We start from the raw sequence: 16,831 nt of genomic DNA on the forward strand, positions 1-16,831 counted from the left end.
GCGGGCCGCTGCTCAGCCGACGCCGGCGGCGGCCGCGACGCCCGCCGCCACGACCAGGGCGATCGATCCCCAGGCGGTCACCACCCACCACTCGAGGTGATGATGGCGCGTGATGCGCTCCGGGGGCCGGATGGTGGTCATACCTCTGAGGATCGGCAGCGGTGGGGCGAGAGACAACACTTCCGGTGGCTGATCCTGTAATTCACCCGGCGCAGGCCGGGACAGACCTCAGGGGGTCGTGGCCTTCTCGACCTCGACCCGCAGCGCCTCGACCTGCGCGGCCAGCGCGTCCATCGCACTGCGGGCGCCGCCGTCGGTCGACGCGGCGGCGGCGTCGAGCTTCGTGCGTGCGGCGTCGAGAGCGCTCTGGGCGGCGGCGAGCTGGTCGGCTGCGGGGCCGGCGCCGTCGGCGGACGCGGTGTCGAGCGCGGTCTTCGCCGAGTCGAGGGCAGCCGTGGCCTGATCGACCGCGTCCTGCGCGGTCGCGCGAGCGGTCGCGTCGAGCGAGCCCAGCTGAGCCTTGGCGTCGTCGATCGCGGTCCGTGCCGCCGCCAGGTCCGTGCGTGCGCGGTCGACCTGCGCCGCGAAGCCGTCGGCGAGCGCCTTGGCGCTCTCCACCGCGGACTGCGCCTGCGTCGTCAGCGCGCCGGCCTGGTCGCGCACGTCCGAGCACCCGGCGACGGCCAGGGTCACGGCGACGGCGCACGCGGCGAGCGATGCGGTCGTGCGGGCGGTCAGGGTGGTCGCGGTGCGCACGAGCGCCTCCAGGAGGGTCGGTGATGGGTGTGCTCCGACCAGTGTGCCTTGTCGCGGGTCCTGGCCCAGGTCGGGTGACGGGCCCGGACGTACGAGCGCCCCGCTCCGCAGTGATCTGCGGGGCGGGGCGCTCGGTCAGGCGCTGAGCTGTCAGGCTGTGACGACATCACCCTCGGTCGAGGCGGCGACCTCGGCGACGGGCTCGGCGACCTCGGCGACAGCGGCCGGGAGCTCCCGACGGCTGCGCACCTCGCCGAGCGACGTGCCGTAGTACGCGGCCGTCATGATGTCCTTCATGTCGGCCAGCATGGGCATCCGCGGGTTGGCGGGTGCGCACTGGTCCTCGTAGGCCCCCATGGCGACCTCGTCGAGGCGGCCGATGAAGTCCTGCTCGTCGACACCCTGCGCCTGGAACGACGCGGGGATCCCGACCTTGGCCCGCAGCGACTCGACCGCGAGGGCGTAGGACTCGACGCCCTCGGCCGGTGTCGTCGCCGGCAGGCCGAGCATGGCCGCGATCTGCTGGAACCGCTCCGGCGCGACGTAGCTCTCGTACTTCGGCCAGCTCGTGAGCTTGGTCGGCACGGTCCCGTTGTAGCGGATGACGTGCGGCAGCAGGGTCGCGTTCGTGCGGCCGTGCACCAGGTGGAACGTCGAGCCGACGACGTGGGCCATCGCGTGCACGATCCCGAGGAACGCGTTGCCGAACGCCATGCCCGCGATCGTCCCGGCGTTGTGCATCTTCTCGCGCGCCGCGGCCGTCTCGGGGGTCTCCGGGACCCCGTTGACGCTCTGGGCGAGGTTGTCGAAGATCAGGCGGATCGCCTGGAGCGCCATGCCGTCGGTGAAGTCGTTCGCGTACACGCTGACATAGGCCTCGGTCGCGTGCGTCAGGGCGTCGAAGCCCGAGTCGGCGGCGAGCGAGCGCGGCATCTTCGCGGTCAGGATCGGGTCGATGATCGCGACCGTCGGGGTCAGCGCGTAGTCCGCGAGCGGGTACTTCTTGCCGGTCTCCGGGTCGGAGATGACGGCGAACGGCGTGACCTCGGCGCCCGTGCCCGACGTGGTCGGGATGCACACGAGCTTGGCGAGCTCCCCCAGCACCGGGAACTTGAACGCGCGCTTGCGCACGTCGAAGAACTTCTGCTTCAGGTCGGAGAAGACCATCTCGGGGTGCTCGTACAGCAGCCACATGACCTTCGCGGCGTCCATGGGCGAGCCGCCACCGAGGGCGATGATCGTGTCGGGACGGAAGTGGCGCATCTGCGCGGCACCGGCCTGCACGGTCTTGACGCTCGGCTCGGGCTCGACCTGGTCGATGATCTGCAGCGCGACCTTGTTCGACCGGCGGTTGAGGACGTCGATGATCTTGTCGACGAAGCCCAGCGTGGTCATCGTCGAGTCGGTGACGATCGTCACGCGCTCGACGTCAGCCATGTCGGAGAGGTAGCGGATCGCGTTCGGCTCGAAGTACGTCTTGGCCGGGACCTTGAACCACTGCAGGTTGTTGTTGCGGCGACCGATCCGCTTGATGTTCACCAGGTTCACCGCCGAGACGTTGTTGGAGACCGAGTTGTGGCCGTAGGAGCCGCAACCCAGGGTCAGCGACGGGATGAACGAGTTGTAGATGTCACCGATGCCACCGAGCGACGAGGGCGCGTTGACGATGATGCGCACCGCCTTGACCCGGCTGCCGAACTCCTCGATGAGCGCGTCGTCCTGCGTGTGGATCGCACCCGAATGGCCGAGGCCGTCGAACGAGACCATCTGCTCGGCGTAGGTCAGGCCCTGCTCGGTCGACTTGGCGCGCAGCACCGCGAGCACGGGACACAGCTTCTCGCGCGTCAGCGGCTCGTCCGGTCCGACCCCGCTGACCTCGGCAAGGATGATCGAGGTGTCGGCCGGGACAGTGAAGCCGGCCTTCTCCGCGATCCAGCTGGGCAGCTGCCCGACGACCGAGGCGTTGAGCTTGGCCTCGCCGCAGTTCTTGCCCTTGGCCTCGACACCGAAGATGAACTTCTCGAGGAGCGCCTTCTCCTTCTTGTTCACGCGGTAGGCGTGAAGGACGTCGAACTCGGCCATCGCGGCGTCATAGATCTCGTCGTCAATGATGACGGCCTGCTCAGAGGCGCAGATCATTCCGTTATCAAATGCCTTCGACAGGACGACGTCATTGACGGCGCGCTTGAGCTTTGCCGTCTTCTCGATGTATGCGGGCACGTTTCCGGCGCCCACGCCGAGAGCGGGCTTGCCGCACGAGTACGCCGCGCGGACCATCGCGTTGCCGCCGGTCGCCAGGATGAGCGCGACGCCCGGGTGGTTCATGAGTGCGGACGTCGCCGCGAGCGACGGCTCCTCGACCCACTGGATGCAGTTCTCGGGTGCGCCGGCGGCGACAGCCGCGTCGCGGACGACGCGGGCCGCGGCGACCGACGACTGCTGCGCGCTCGGGTGGAACCCGAAGACGATCGGGTTGCGCGTCTTGAGGGCGATGAGGGCCTTGAAGATCGCGGTCGACGTCGGGTTGGTCACGGGCGTGACGCCACAGATGACCCCGACGGGCTCCGCGATCTCGATGATGCCCGCCAGGTCGTCGCGGTTGATCACGCCGACCGTCTTGAGCGAGGACATCGAGTTGGTGACGTGCTCGCACGCGAAGATGTTCTTCACGGCCTTGTCCTCGAACACGCCGCGACCGGTCTCGTTGACCGCCAGGAGCGCGAGCTCACCGTGCTGGTTCAGCGCCGCGACGGACGCCTTCCGCACGATGTGGTCGATGTCTTCCTGGGTGAAGCGTGCGTATTCGGCGAGGGCCTTGTTCGCGCCCTCGACGAGCTGGTCGATGGCGCCAGCAATTGCGGCGTCAGGGGTGGTCAAGCTGGTCACGGGGTGCTCCCCACGTTGTCGGTGAGTGAACGAGATCTCCGTTGACCTCGTACACGAGGCTATGCGACGCATTGCCCGATTCGATGTGTCTAAAGTCCTGTGGCGCAGATCACACGCGGTTGAGCCACGACGCGGACATCCGCTCGTCCTCGAGGTCGAGCTCCCGCAGCACGCGCCGCATGACTGCTTCATCCAGCTCGCCGGCGTCGCGCCGTGCGACGAGCACCTGGCGCTGTGCGGCGAGGATCTCGCGGCGAAGACGGTGGCCCCGCTTGCCTCGAACCGGGGCGGCGGGTGCACCGGCAAGGGCGGGGTCGTCGTCACCGCGCGCTGGGTCAAGCATCGCAGCCGCAGCCTGTGCGCGCACGTTTCCTGCGTGCACGAGGGCGTCGGTCACGGCCTTCGCCTGGGTCGCGCCCAGCTCGCGCGACCACGCGGCCGTCTTGCTCTCGATGACCCGTTGCGCAGCGGCTGCGGTCGCGAGGCGCAGCGCGGCCTCCTGGGCCGCGTCGCGCTCGGCGTCGTCGTGCTCCTCGACGCTCCGCCGCCGGATGACCCACGGCAGGCTGAGCCCCTGCAGCAGCAGGGTCCCGATGGCGACCGCGTACGCGACGAGCTGGAGGGTCGCCCGGGCGGGGAACGGTGCCCCGTTGACGGTCGCCGGGATCGCGGCCGCGGCCGCCAGGGTCACGACCCCGCGCATCCCGGCCCAGGAGACGACGGCGTGCTCGGAGGTGGAGAGTGCGTCGTGGGGTGTGCGGTGGCTGCCGCGCAGGCGGATGAGGTCCACCCGGGCTGTCGCGAACACGTACAGCGGTCGGACGAGGACCACGGTGGCGAGGACGGCGAGCGAGAGCGCCATCGCGATGCCGAGCCCCTGGTCGGAGGCGATGACGTCGCCGAGGACCCACTTGAGCTGGACGCCAATGAGGGCGAACGTGAACGCCTCGAGCGGCAGGTCGACCGTCGACCACACCGGCGTCTCGTACAGCCGCGTCGCATACCCCGCCTGCGGCGCGGTGTGCCCGAGGTACAGCCCGGCGGCGACGACCGCGAGGACGCCCGAGCCGCCGAGCGACTCCGCGGCCCAGTACGCGGCGAACGGCGTGAGGAGCCCGATCGTGGACGCGACCACCGGGTCGTCGAGGTGCAGCCGCAGGCGGTGCACGACCCACCCGATGACGAGGCCGAGCCCGGTGCCGACGAGCACCGCGACCATGAAGACACGCACGCCTGTGGACGGGACGGTCGCGCCGGTCGCCACGCCCGCGATCGCGACCTTGTACAGGGTGAGCGACGTCGCGTCGTTGATGAGGCTCTCGCCCGTGAGCAGCGTCATGACCCGCCGGGGCAGGCCGAGCCGGCGGCCGACGGCGACAGCGGCCACCGCGTCCGGCGGCGCGACGACCGCGCCGAGGACGAGGGCCGCCGTGATCGGCAGCTCGGGGACGATCGCCCATGCGACGAGCGCGACCGCGGCCGCGGTGACGAGCACGAGCCCGACGCCGAGCCGCAGGATCGAGTTCCGCGAGCGGCGGAAGTCCTGGTACGAGCTCGACAGCGCCGCGGAGTACAGCAGCGGCGGCAGGACGAACTCGAGGATGATCGTCGAGTCGACCTCGAAGCGCGGCACCGCCGGCACGAACGAGACGACGAGCCCCGCTGCGACGAGCACGAGGGGCGGCGACCAGCCCCAGCGGCGGCACAGCGCGGCGATCCCGACCGCGCCGACGACGAGGGCGAAGAGCGCGACGTGACTCATGGGGCCTCCCGGGGAGTCGTGGCCAGAACGACCCACGGTGGTGCGGGACAGCACGCCGTCGTGCCAGGCGCTCGGTCGTGCCACGCGATGAGGGGTGCCCGCGAAAGGATTCGAACCTTCGGCCTTCCGCTCCGGAGGCGGACGCTCTATCCACTGAGCTACGCGGGCCGGCGACAACGGCGAACCTTCCGGCCCGGCTCCGCGGAAGCTCCGAGGAGATGGCCGATCGATCAGCAGTTGATGCGGTGCACGAGACTATCAGCACGCGTCGGCGGGTGCCGCCGACGCGTGCTGGGGATCGCGCGCGACCAGCGCGAGATCAGCCGCGCGCGAGCTGCCTCGAGAGGTACGTCTCGACCTCCGCGACGGCGCGCGGCTCGTCGCCCGCGCCGATCGCGGCGACGAGGTCGTCGTGCCCCGTGTCGTCCGACCCGTTGGACACGGGCCGCTCGAAGTTGAACCGGATGTTCGCGCTGATGGCGTCCAGGAGGCTCTCGTACAGCGAGAGCAGCACGGGGTTGCGGGCCGTGCGCGCGATCGCCAGGTGCAGCTCGAGGTCGGTCGAGACCATCGCGTCGAGGTCTCCGAGGGCGTGCGCGTGGGCCCGCGCGTCCCGCATCTGGAGCAGCAGGGCGACGTCGGTCGCGGTCCGCCGGTTCGCGGCGAGGCGGGCGGCCTCGACCTCGAGGCTGCGTCGGACCTCGACGACGTCGCGCTGGTGCGCGTCGGCGATCTGCCGTCCGATGGTCACGGTGAGCTCGGAGGTCGAGAGCACGTAGGTGCCGGACCCCTGGCGCCGTGCGAGCAGGCCGGCGTGCACGAGGGACTGCACGGCCTCACGCACGGTGTTGCGGCCGACCCCGAGGAGCTCGGCGAGGGCGGGTTCCGGCGGGATCCGCGTGCCGACCGGCCACTCACCCGCGGTGATCCGCTCACGTAGCGTGTCGACCGCGCCGTCGATCAATCCGGTGCGACGAATCATCCCAGGTATTCTCCTTGTCACATGTGCCGGTGCAGCACCACTCGCCCCGACGCCGCCCTGTCAGACCGAGCGCGAAGTTGGTCCGGATGTTACTCACAGGGCGCACCGCCTGGTGGCGAGGCCGCGTCGTCGTCCTCGTCGGGATCGTGCTCGTGGCACTCAACCTGCGGATCGCGGTCGCCGCCGTGAGCCCGATCCTCGACGCCGTGCGCGTCGACGTCGCGCTCTCGCCGACCCTCGCGGGCGTGCTCGGCACCATCCCCGTCGCCTCGTTCGCGCTGTTCGGCTCGCTCGCACCGATGGTGTCGCGGCGCCTCGGGCTCGAGCCGACCCTGGTCGTCGCCACGCTCGTCTCGGTGCTCGGCGAGGTCGCGCGCTCGACCGCGACGACCTCGGCAGGCTTCCTCGGCTGGTCCGTCATCGCGCTCGCGGGCATGGGGATGGGCAACGTCCTGCTCCCGCCGCTCGTCAAGCGGTACTTCCCCGACCGGATCGGCCCCGTCACCGCCGTCTACTCGGTCGCGATGTCGTTCAGCACGGCGATCCCGCCGCTGCTCGCCGTCCCCCTCGCGAACCGGCTCGGCTGGCGCGTGGCGCTCGGGTCCTGGGGTGCGGTCGGCGTCGTCGCGGCGGTCCCGTGGCTCGTCGTCGTCGTGCGGTCGGCGACGGCCCGCGCGGCGCTCGCGGGCGTCCTGCGCCGCTCGCCCCGGCACACCCCGGCGCTCGACTCGCGGCACCGCGGGGAGGGGCGCGTGTGGCGCAGCCCGCTCGCCTGGGGGCTCGCCGTGACGTTCGGGATGAACTCGCTCAACTCGTACGTGATCTTTGCGTGGATCCCGCAGCTCCTCATCGACGCGGGCTTCGGCGAGGCCGCGGGCGGCCGGTGGCTCGCGGTCGTCGCGATCTTCGGCCTGCCCGCCTCCCTCGTCGTGCCCCTCGTGGCGACGAGGCTGCGCAACCCGTTCTGGGTCGCCACCGCCTTCGTCGGCTGCTGGGTCGTGGGGTACGCCGGGCTGCTGGTCGCTCCCTCGGCGGCGGTGGGACTCTGGATGGTGCTGATCGGGCTCGGTCCCGGCACCTTCCCGCTGCTCCTGACGCTCATCAACCTGCGCACTCGCACGTCGGCCGGTGCCGTCTCGCTCTCAGGGTTCACGCAGGGCGTGGGCTACGCCATCGCGGCCATCGGACCGCTGCTCGTCGGTGTCCTCTATGGGTCGACGGGTCGGTGGGAGGCGCCGTTCGGGTTCCTGTTCGTGACCCTCGTGGTGCTGCTCGCCGCAGGCTGGGTCGCGTGCCGGCCCGTTATGCTCGAGGACACGTGGGGCGGACGGGGGCCCGCCGACGGCTCGCTACCCTTGTCCGGTGACCCCCGCTGAGCTCTCCGAGGCCCTCCGTGCTGCCCTCGTGGCCGCCGTCGACGACGGCACGTTCGCGCTCGACCCGTCCGCCGTGCCCGCGCAGGTGCGCGTCGAGCGACCCCGTCAGCGCGAGCACGGCGACTGGGCGACGAACGTCGCGATGCAGCTCGGCAAGAAGGCCGGGACGAACCCCCGTGCGTTCGCCGAGGAGCTTGCGCGCCGGCTGGGCGACCACCCGGGCGTCGCGAAGGTCGACGTCGCCGGTCCCGGCTTCCTGAACATCACGCTCGACACGGCCGCGGCCGGCGAGCTCGCCCGCACCGTGGTCGACGCCGGGCCCGCCTATGGCCGCGGCACGGTGCTCGCGGGGGAGCGCATCAACCTGGAGTTCGTCTCGGCGAACCCGACCGGACCCATCCACATCGGTGGTGTGCGCTGGGCGGCGGTGGGCGACTCTCTCGCGCGGCTGCTGCAGGCGGCCGGGGCCGAGGTCACCCGCGAGTACTACTTCAACGACCACGGCGAGCAGATCGACCGCTTCGCCCGGTCGTTGCTCGCCCGCGCGATGGGCGCCGAGGCGCCGCTGGACGGCTACGGCGGCCAGTACATCTCCGACATCGCCGACTCCGTCATCGCCACAGCGGTCGCCGACGGCCAGCCGGACCCGCGCACGCTGCCCGAGCCCGAGGCGCAGGAGGTGTTCCGCTCCCGCGGCGTCGACCAGATGTTCGGCGAGATCAAGGCCAAGCTGCACGACTTCCGGGTCGACTTCGACGTGTACTTCCACGAGGACTCGCTGCACGAGTCGGGGGCGGTCGACCGGGCCGTGGCGCGGCTGCGCGAGCTCGGCCACATCTACGAGGCCGACGGCGCCACGTGGCTGCGCACGACCGACTTCGGCGACGACAAGGACCGCGTCATCGTCAAGTCGGACGGCAACGCCGCCTACATCGCGGGGGACCTCGCCTACTACCTCGACAAGCGCGAGCGCGGCTTCGACCGCGTCATCATCATGCTCGGCGCGGACCACCACGGGTACATCGGCCGCATGATGGCGATGTGCGCGGCCTTCGGGGACACCCCGTGGGTCAACCTGGAGATCCTCATCGGCCAGATGGTCAACCTCGTCAAGGACGGCGAGCCCGTCCGGATGTCGAAGCGCGCGGGCAACATCGTCACGATCGACGACCTCGTCGACGCGGTCGGGATCGACGCCGCCCGCTACGCGCTCGCCCGGTCCGCCGCGAGCTCGACCCTCGACATCGACCTCGACCTGCTCGTGACCGCGACGAACGACAACCCGGTCTTCTACGTGCAGTACGCGCATGCCCGCACGGTCAACGTGGCGCGCAACGCGGCCGAGGCGGGCGTCGACCGTGCCGACGGTTTCGACGCGAACCTCCTGGACCACCCCTCGGAGTCCGTGCTGCTCGGGCAGATCGCCGGCTTCCCGGGGGTCGTCGCGCACGCGGCCGAGCTGCGCGAGCCGCACCGCGTCGCGCGCTACCTCGAGGAGCTCGCCGGGTCGTACCACAAGTGGTACGACCAGCGCCGGGTCGCGCCCTTCGGGGACGAGGTCGTCTCGGACACCCACCGCACGCGGCTGTGGCTCAACGACGCGACCCGTCAGGTCCTCGCGAACGGGCTCGAGCTGCTGGGCGTGAGCGCGCCGGAGCGGATGTGACGGGCGCGCCCTGGTCGAGCGGAACCACGCGCCTGCCCGACGGCGCGCTCGCGGTCGCGGGCGTCGACCTGCGCGCGCTCGCGGCACAGCACGGGACACCGGCGTACGTGCTCGACGAGGCCGACTTCCGGGCCCGGGCACGCGCCTACCGCTCAGCCTTCACCGCGGCGTTCACCGCGATCGGGACCGACGTCGACGTGTACTACGCGGGCAAGGCGTTCCTGTCCGTCGCGGTCGCGCGCTGGGCCCACGAGGAGGGTCTGCGGGTCGACACGGCCACCGGCGGCGAGCTCGCGATCGCGCTGCGCGCGGGTGTCCCCGGCGCGGACATCGGCCTGCACGGCAACAACAAGTCCGACGCGGAGATCACCCGAGCGCTCGAGGCCGGCGTCGGGCGGCTCATCGTCGACTCCCTCGGCGAGGTCGAGCGGATCGCTGAGGCCGTCCGCGCACGTCGGGGCGAGCCCGCGCCGGTCATGGTCCGGGTCACGACGGGCGTGCACGCCGGCGGGCACGAGTACATCTCGACCGCGCACGAGGACCAGAAGTTCGGGCTGTCGCTCGTCCCCGGTCCGGACGGCGCGCCGAGCCCCGCGGTCGCGGCGCTGCGGGCGGTGCTGGCCCGCCCCGAGCTGCGCCTGCTCGGCCTCCACTCCCACATCGGCTCGCAGATCCTCGACCCGTCGGGCTTCGAGGTGGCCGCGCGCAAGGTGCTGCGGCTGCGCGCCGAGCTGGCAGCGGAGACCGGCTACCTCGTGCCCGAGGTGGACCTCGGCGGCGGGTACGGCATCGCGTACCTGCCGGGCGACGTGCCGCTCGACCCGGACCGCATCGCGAAGGACATGGCCGCGGCGGTCGACGCGGCGTGCGCCGAGCTCGGCACCGCGCTCCCGCGCGTCTCCGTCGAGCCCGGTCGGGCCATCGTCGGACCCACGACCTGCACGCTCTACACGGTCGGGACGGTCAAGCCCGTGACGCTCGACGACGGGCGGGTGCGCACGTACGTCTCGGTCGACGGCGGCATGAGCGACAACCTGCGCCCGGCGCTCTACGGCGCGCAGTACCACGCCGAGCTGGCGTCGCGCACGAGCTCGGCACCCCTCGCGCTGTGCCGCGTCGTGGGCAAGCACTGCGAGAGCGGCGACATCGTCGTGCACGAGGTCCAGCTGCCCGCCGACGTGGCACCCGGCGACCTGCTGGCGGTGCCCGCGACCGGGGCCTACGGGCGTTCGATGGCGTCCAACTACAACCAGGTCCCACGCCCACCCGTCGTGGCCGTGACCGACGGTGCGACCCGGGTGCTCGTCCGTCGCGAGACCGAGGACGACCTCCTGGCCCTCGACCAGGGCTGACGCCCCCTATCCTTTGAGGCGTTCCGGACAGCGCCGCGAGGCGAGCTGTCGACCGGACTCCTTGACCACGACGACCGACCGGGCGCGGCCCGGAGGCGGAGGCGGACGCAGTGACAGCTCCTGATGGGCAGGCGGCTGCCGGTCGTTCGCAGCCGGGCCCCGCACCGCTGCGGGTCGCCGTCCTCGGCTCCGGGGTCGTGGGCACCGAGGTCGTGCGCCTCCTCGTGACGCAGGCCGCCGACCTCGCGGCTCGCGTCGGCGCTCCGCTCGAGCTCGTGGGGGTCGCCGTGCGCGACCTCGCGGCCGACCGTGACCCCGTCGTCGACCGTGCGCTGCTGACGACGGACGCCGCGGAGCTCGTGACGCGGGCCGATGTCGTCGTCGAGGTGATGGGCGGCATCGAGCCCGCGCGCAGCCTGCTGCTCAGCGCGATCGCTCACGGTGCCGCGGTCGTCACCGCCAACAAGGCGCTCCTCGCGCAGGACGGTCCCACGCTGTACGCCGCTGCGGACGCCGCGCAGGTGGACCTGTACTTCGAGGCGGCCGTCGCCGGCGCGATCCCGATCGTCCGACCCGTGCGCGAGTCGCTCGTCGGCGACCGCGTGCTGCGGGTCCTGGGCATCCTCAACGGCACGACCAACTACGTGCTCGACCGCATGGCGACCGAGGGGCTCGACCTCGACGCGGCCGTCGCCGAGGCCCAGTCGCTCGGCTACGCCGAGGCCGACCCGACGGCCGACGTCGAGGGGTACGACGCCGCGGCGAAGGCGGCGATCCTCGCGTCGCTCGCGTTCCACACGCGGGTGTCGATCGACGACGTCGACCGTGAGGGCATCAGCTCCGTCACGGCGGACGACGTGGCCTGGGCCGAGCGCACGGGCTACGTCATCAAGCTGCTCGCGATCGCCGAGCGCCAGGGCGACGGGATCCAGGTGCGCGTGCACCCCGCGCTCGTGCCCGTGGCCCATCCCCTGGCGGGCGTCCGCGGTGCGTTCAACGCCGTGTTCGTCGAGGCCGAGGCTGCTGGCGAGCTCATGTTCTACGGGCGTGGGGCCGGCGGCGCGCCGACGGCCTCGGCGGTGCTCGGCGACGTCGTGTCGGTCGCGCGGCACCGCGTGCTCGGCGGCAGGGGTCCGGTCGAGTCGTCGTACGCGGCCCTGCCGGTGCTGCCCGCGTCGGCCGCCCGCACGCGCTACCAGATCCGGCTCGACGTGACCGACCGTCCCGGGGTGCTCGCGCAGGTGGCGACGACCCTCGGTGACCGCGGCGTCTCGATCGAGGCCATCCGCCAGGTGCCCGAGCTGCCTGGGGCGCAGGGACGCGACGGCGTCGCGCTCCTCATCATCACGACGCACGAGGCCTCCGAGGAGGCGCTCGCGGGCACGGTCGCCGCGATCGCCGAGCTCGACTCCGTGCGCCGCGTCATCTCTGTCCTGCGAGTCGAGGGAGCCTGATGGCACACCAGTGGCGAGGAGTCATCGCCGAGTACGCAGACCGACTCCCGGAGCACGTGCAGCGCCGCGTGATCACGCTGGGCGAGGGCGGCACGCCGCTCGTCCCCGCGCCCGCGCTCTCCGCGCTCACCGGGGCGGACGTGTACCTCAAGGTCGAGGGGATGAACCCCACGGGCTCGTTCAAGGACCGCGGGATGACGACCGCGATCTCGTCGGCGGCGGGGCGTGGGGCCAAGGTCGTGGTGTGCGCCTCGACCGGCAACACCTCGGCGTCGGCCGCGGCGTACGCGACGGCGGCGGGCATGCTCTGCGCGGTGCTGGTCCCCGACGGCAAGATCGCGATGGGCAAGCTGAGCCAGGCGATCGCGCACGGCGCTCGGCTCCTGCAGGTCGACGGCAACTTCGACGACTGCCTGGTCGCGGCCCGCAAGCTCGCTGAGGCGTACCCCGTCGAGCTGGTGAACTCGGTCAACCCCGACCGGATCGAGGGCCAGAAGACGGGTGCGTTCGAGGTCGTCGACGCGCTCGGCGACGCTCCCGACATCCACGCGCTGCCCGTCGGCAACGCGGGCAACATCACGGCGTACTGGAAGGGCTACCGCGAGTACGCGGGGCTCGACGCGGGCAGCTCGCTGCCAGCGGTCGCGACCCGGACGCCCGCGATGTGGGGCTTCCAGGCGGCGGGCTCGGCACCGATCGTGCTGGGCCACCCGGTCACCGAGCCCGAGACCATCGCGACGGCGATCCGGATCGGGAACCCCGCCTCGTGGCAGCAGGCGATCGACGCGCGCGACACCTCGGGCGGTCTCATCGAGGCCGTCACGGACGAGCAGATCCTCGCGGCCCACAAGATCCTGTCGAGCAAGGTCGGGGTGTTCGTCGAGCCCGCGTCGGCCGCGGGCGTCGCGGGCATCCTCGCGCTGGCCGCGCAGGGTCGCGTCCCCGTGGGCGCACGCATCGTCGTGACCGTCACGGGTCACGGGCTCAAGGACCCGCAGTGGGCCCTGCGCACGGCGGACGGCTCGGAGGTCACGCCGATGCGCGTGTCCGCCGACGTCGTCGCGATCGCCGACGCGCTCGAGCTCGGCTGAGCGGCGCCGCACATGAGGCTGGGGCACGACCACGCGCGGGTCCGCGTGCCGGCGACGAGCGCGAACCTAGGCCCCGGGTTCGACGCGCTCGGCCTCGCGCTCGCGCTGCACGACGACCTCGACGTGCGCGCGCTCGGATCGCCCGACGTCGTGGTCGAGGTCACGGGCGAGGGTGCGGGGGAGGTCCCCCTCGGCGAGGACCACCTCGTCGTGCGCGCGCTGCGGCTCGCCCTCGACCACGTCGGGGCTCCGCAGACGGGCCTGCACCTGACGTGCGTCAACCGCATCCCGCACGGTCGGGGCCTCGGCTCGTCCGCGGCGGCCGCCGTCGGCGGCGTGCTGCTCGCGCGGGCCCTGCTCGCCGAGCCCGAGGCACTCGACGACGACGCCGTCCTCGCCATCGCCTGCGCTCTCGAGGGGCACCCCGACAACGCCGCGCCCGCGATCCTCGGCGGCGCCACGATCGCGTGGCTCGAGGCCGACGACGCGGATCCGACGGCGGTGCGCCCACGCGCCGTCCGGCTCGCCGTGCACGCCGACATCGAACCCGTCGTCATCGTGCCCGGCTCGCGGCTCGCGACCAAGGCTGCCCGGGGTGTGCTCCCGGCGACCGTCCCGCACACGGACGCCGCCGCGCAGGCCGGGCGCGCGGCACTCCTGGTCGAGGCGCTCGGCCGACGCCCGGACCTGCTCTTCCCTGCGACCGTCGACCGACTGCACCAGGGCTACCGTCGGGCCGTCATGCCCGACTCCCTCGCGCTCGTCGACGCGCTGCGCGCGCGCGGTGTCGCGGCGGTGGTCTCGGGCGCCGGACCTACGGTCCTCGCGCTCGCGCGCCGGACCGATGACGGCCGGACCGACGCGGACGAGGCGATCGCCGCTGCGTTCGGCGGTCAGATGGGCGGCTGGCGGGTGCTGCGGCCGGGCGTCGACCTGGACGGGGCGCGTGCCTGGCAGGTCGGCTGACGTCAGCCCATCGGGTGAACGCCCGCGCGACGACGCGGATCCCGGGACAACCGTCGGTGCCGCGGTGCTAACATGAGTCGTTCCCCGGACCTCGTGCTCCGTTCCGGCGTGCCGCGCTCCAGATGATCTTCAGTCCATCTGGCGACGGATGCCGCGAGAGCTACGACGAGCGGGAGCGATCCAGCCCACGTGCGCAGACGTCGTCGTACGCAGCACGTGCGGCTCCATCATCGTCCCGGCATCCATGCCCGGGCGTAGGCCACGATCCGAATCAGGACGCCGGCCGATGACGAGGGGGAAGGGTCCTTCGTGACAGACACCATCGAGTCCACCGGGAACGCCAACACCGGTGGATCCGCCCGCGGAGCAGCGATCTCTACGCTGCGCCTGCCTGAGCTGCAGGTGCTTGCCGCCCAGCTCGGCGTCGCGGGCACGTCCAAGATGCGCAAGAGCGACCTCATGGACGCGATCAAGATCAAGCGGGGCGGCGGGCACGCTGGGACCACCACGTCCGTCGAGCACGCCGACGCGCAGGCCGCGCCGCAGACCGAGCGCGCCGTCGCGCAGGCCGCGCCGCGGACCGAGCGCGTGCGGGCCGAGCGTGTGCGGGCCGAGCGCGTGGAGACCGAGCGCGTCGAGACCGGGCGCGTCGAGACGGAGCGGGCGCCGTCCGAGCGCAGCCAGTCCGAGCGTGCGGCGAGCGAGCCTGTGCAGACCGAGCGCGTGCAGCCCGAGCGGGCCCCCGACGTGCGTCTCGCGCCCGGGGAGACCCGCGACGACCGTGCCGCGCGCGCCCTCGACGCGATCGGGACCGTCGCCGCTGAGCGCCGCGGTTCGCGCCGATCGGGCCGGGGTGCGGGAGCGCCGCGCGGTGACGCGGGTACGGACATCGGCCTTCCGCCCCAGGTCGACGCGGCCGCGCGTCAGGACGGTGGCGAGCGGGCCGACGGATCCCAGCGTCAGGACGGCAGCGCGCGCCAGGACGGTGCGCGCCAGGACGGTGCGCGCCAGGACGGCGGGCAGCAGTCCGGGCAGCGACAGGCGCGCGACACCACGCAGAACCAGGGCGCCAACCAGGGCTCCGGCCAGGGTCAGGCCGGCGGACAGGGCCAGGCCCCGTTCGACGACACCGACGAGCGCGGCGGCCGCCGTCGTCGGTCCCGCGACCGGTACCGCGACCGCGAGCGTCCCAAGCGTGGGCGCGCCGTCACGCGTGGCCCGAGCGGCGACCTTGCCGGTTACGAGGAGATCGAGGTCAACGAGGACGACGTCCTGCTGCCCGTCGCCGGGATCCTCGACATCCACGACAACTACGGGTTCGTCCGCACGACCGGCTACCTGCCCGGACCGAGCGACGTGTACGTCTCTCTCGGCCAGGTCAAGAAGGCCGGCCTGCGTCGCGGCGACGCGATCACGGGCGCGGTGCGCCAGCAGCGCGAGGGGGAGCAGCTGCCCCAGAGCAGCGCGGCGCGGGCCAAGTTCAACGCGCTCGTCCGCCTCGACACGGTCAACGGCCTGCACCCGGACGAGGCGCGTGACCGCCCCGAGTTCGCCAAGCTGACGCCGCTCTACCCGCAGGAGCGGCTGCGGCTCGAGAACGAGCCGAACAAGATCTCGCCTCGCGTGATCGACATCGTGGCTCCGATCGGCAAGGGCCAGCGCGGTCTGATCGTGTCGCCGCCCAAGGCCGGCAAGACGATCATCATGCAGCAGATCGCCAACGCGATCACCGCGAACAACCCCGAGGTCCACCTCATGGTCGTGCTCGTCGACGAGCGCCCCGAAGAGGTCACGGACATGGAGCGGACGGTCAAGGGCGAGGTGATCGCCTCGACGTTCGACCGCCCCGCCTCCGACCACACAATCGTCGCCGAGCTGGCGATCGAGCGGGCCAAGCGTCTCGTCGAGCTCGGCCAGGACGTCGTCGTGCTGCTCGACTCCCTCACGCGCCTGTCGCGGGCCTACAACCTCGCGGCACCCGCATCGGGGCGCATCCTCTCCGGTGGTGTCGACGCCTCGGCGCTCTACCCGCCGAAGCGGTTCTTCGGGGCGGCGCGCAACATCGAGCACGGCGGGTCGCTCACGATCCTCGCCTCGGCGCTCGTGGAGACCGGGTCCAAGATGGACGAGGTCATCTTCGAGGAGTTCAAGGGCACCGGGAACATGGAGCTGCGGCTCTCCCGTTCGCTCGCGGACAAGCGCATCTTCCCGGCCGTGGACGTGAACGCATCGGGCACGCGCCGCGAGGAGATCCTCATGGCGCCCGACGAGCTGAAGATCGTCTGGACCCTGCGCCGCGTCATGGGCGCCTTGGACCAGCAGCAGGCCATCGAGCTGCTGCTCGACAAGCTCCGCAAGACGAAGTCCAACGCGGAGTTCCTGCTCCAGGTGCAGAAGACCACGCCCGGAGCGAACAACCAGCACGACTGAGCACGACGGGACCGGGCGGGGCGATCGGGAAGATTTCGACGCCCCGCACGGTTCTGGCACAATGATTCGTCGGTCCGCGGTTCACGTGAGCGGTTCTCGCTCGCGACCCG

12 protein-coding genes and 1 tRNA gene are annotated in these 16,831 nt (G+C 72.2%); 7 read left to right on the forward strand and 6 right to left on the reverse strand.

Annotated features, from left to right (window positions below; translation table 11 throughout):
• Positions 1-12 precede the first annotated feature (12 nt).
• From DDP54_RS12230 to DDP54_RS12255, 6 genes are all read right to left on the reverse strand, one after another.
• The gene (locus tag DDP54_RS12230) at positions 13-141 is read right to left on the reverse strand and encodes a molybdopterin oxidoreductase (RefSeq protein ID WP_109131968.1); all 129 of its coding nucleotides are present in this window, start codon (positions 139-141) and stop codon (positions 13-15) included.
• Positions 142-228: 87 nt separating this feature from the next.
• Positions 229-756 carry a hypothetical protein gene (locus DDP54_RS12235; protein ID WP_109131969.1) on the reverse strand — a complete coding sequence of 176 codons (528 nt, stop codon included), beginning with the start codon at positions 754-756 and terminating at the stop codon, positions 229-231.
• Positions 757-906: 150 nt separating this feature from the next.
• Positions 907-3,642, reverse strand: a complete 2,736-nt coding sequence (adhE, locus tag DDP54_RS12240; RefSeq protein WP_242448383.1) for a bifunctional acetaldehyde-CoA/alcohol dehydrogenase — start codon at positions 3,640-3,642, stop codon at positions 907-909.
• Between the two features lie 109 nt (positions 3,643-3,751).
• On the reverse strand, positions 3,752-5,404 hold the full coding sequence (locus tag DDP54_RS12245) for a Na+/H+ antiporter (protein WP_109131970.1): 1,653 nt from the start codon (positions 5,402-5,404) through the stop codon (positions 3,752-3,754).
• Positions 5,405-5,499: 95 nt separating this feature from the next.
• A tRNA-Arg gene (locus DDP54_RS12250) sits at positions 5,500-5,572 on the reverse strand.
• A gap of 151 nt (positions 5,573-5,723) precedes the next feature.
• Positions 5,724-6,386 (reverse strand): FadR/GntR family transcriptional regulator, encoded by a 663-nt coding sequence (locus DDP54_RS12255; protein ID WP_109131971.1) that lies wholly within the window; start codon positions 6,384-6,386, stop codon positions 5,724-5,726.
• Between the two features lie 86 nt (positions 6,387-6,472).
• Between DDP54_RS12255 and DDP54_RS12260 the strand changes: the two genes are divergently transcribed.
• The 7 genes from DDP54_RS12260 to rho all read left to right on the forward strand — a co-directional run bounded on the left by DDP54_RS12260 (position 6,473) and on the right by rho (position 16,721).
• Complete coding sequence (locus tag DDP54_RS12260) at positions 6,473-7,762, forward strand: MFS transporter (RefSeq protein ID WP_109131972.1); 1,290 nt, start codon at positions 6,473-6,475, stop codon at positions 7,760-7,762.
• Entirely contained in the window at positions 7,749-9,428 is a 1,680-nt protein-coding gene (gene argS / locus DDP54_RS12265; protein WP_109131973.1) for an arginine--tRNA ligase, read from the forward strand. Before DDP54_RS12260 ends, argS begins: the two co-directional genes overlap by 14 nt.
• Complete coding sequence (gene lysA / locus DDP54_RS12270; RefSeq protein WP_197711391.1) at positions 9,425-10,780, forward strand: diaminopimelate decarboxylase; 1,356 nt, start codon at positions 9,425-9,427, stop codon at positions 10,778-10,780. The genes argS and lysA overlap by 4 nt, the downstream gene beginning before the upstream one ends.
• A gap of 110 nt (positions 10,781-10,890) precedes the next feature.
• The gene (locus DDP54_RS12275) at positions 10,891-12,234 is read left to right on the forward strand and encodes a homoserine dehydrogenase (RefSeq protein ID WP_109131974.1); all 1,344 of its coding nucleotides are present in this window, start codon (positions 10,891-10,893) and stop codon (positions 12,232-12,234) included.
• On the forward strand, positions 12,234-13,325 hold the full coding sequence (gene thrC / locus DDP54_RS12280; RefSeq protein WP_109131975.1) for a threonine synthase: 1,092 nt from the start codon (positions 12,234-12,236) through the stop codon (positions 13,323-13,325). Before DDP54_RS12275 ends, thrC begins: the two co-directional genes overlap by 1 nt.
• A gap of 12 nt (positions 13,326-13,337) precedes the next feature.
• Positions 13,338-14,291: a homoserine kinase gene (gene thrB, locus DDP54_RS12285; protein ID WP_109131976.1), complete on the forward strand. Its 954-nt coding sequence runs from the start codon at positions 13,338-13,340 to the stop codon at positions 14,289-14,291.
• A 309-nt stretch (positions 14,292-14,600) separates the two neighbouring features.
• Positions 14,601-16,721, forward strand: coding sequence for a transcription termination factor Rho (gene rho, locus DDP54_RS12290; RefSeq protein ID WP_109131977.1), 2,121 nt, complete (start codon positions 14,601-14,603; stop codon positions 16,719-16,721).
• The last annotated feature ends 110 nt before the right edge of the window (positions 16,722-16,831 follow it).

Origin of the sequence: Cellulomonas sp. WB94, from assembly GCF_003115775.1 — a bacterium.
Taxonomy (GTDB): Bacteria; Actinomycetota; Actinomycetes; order Actinomycetales; family Cellulomonadaceae; genus Cellulomonas_A.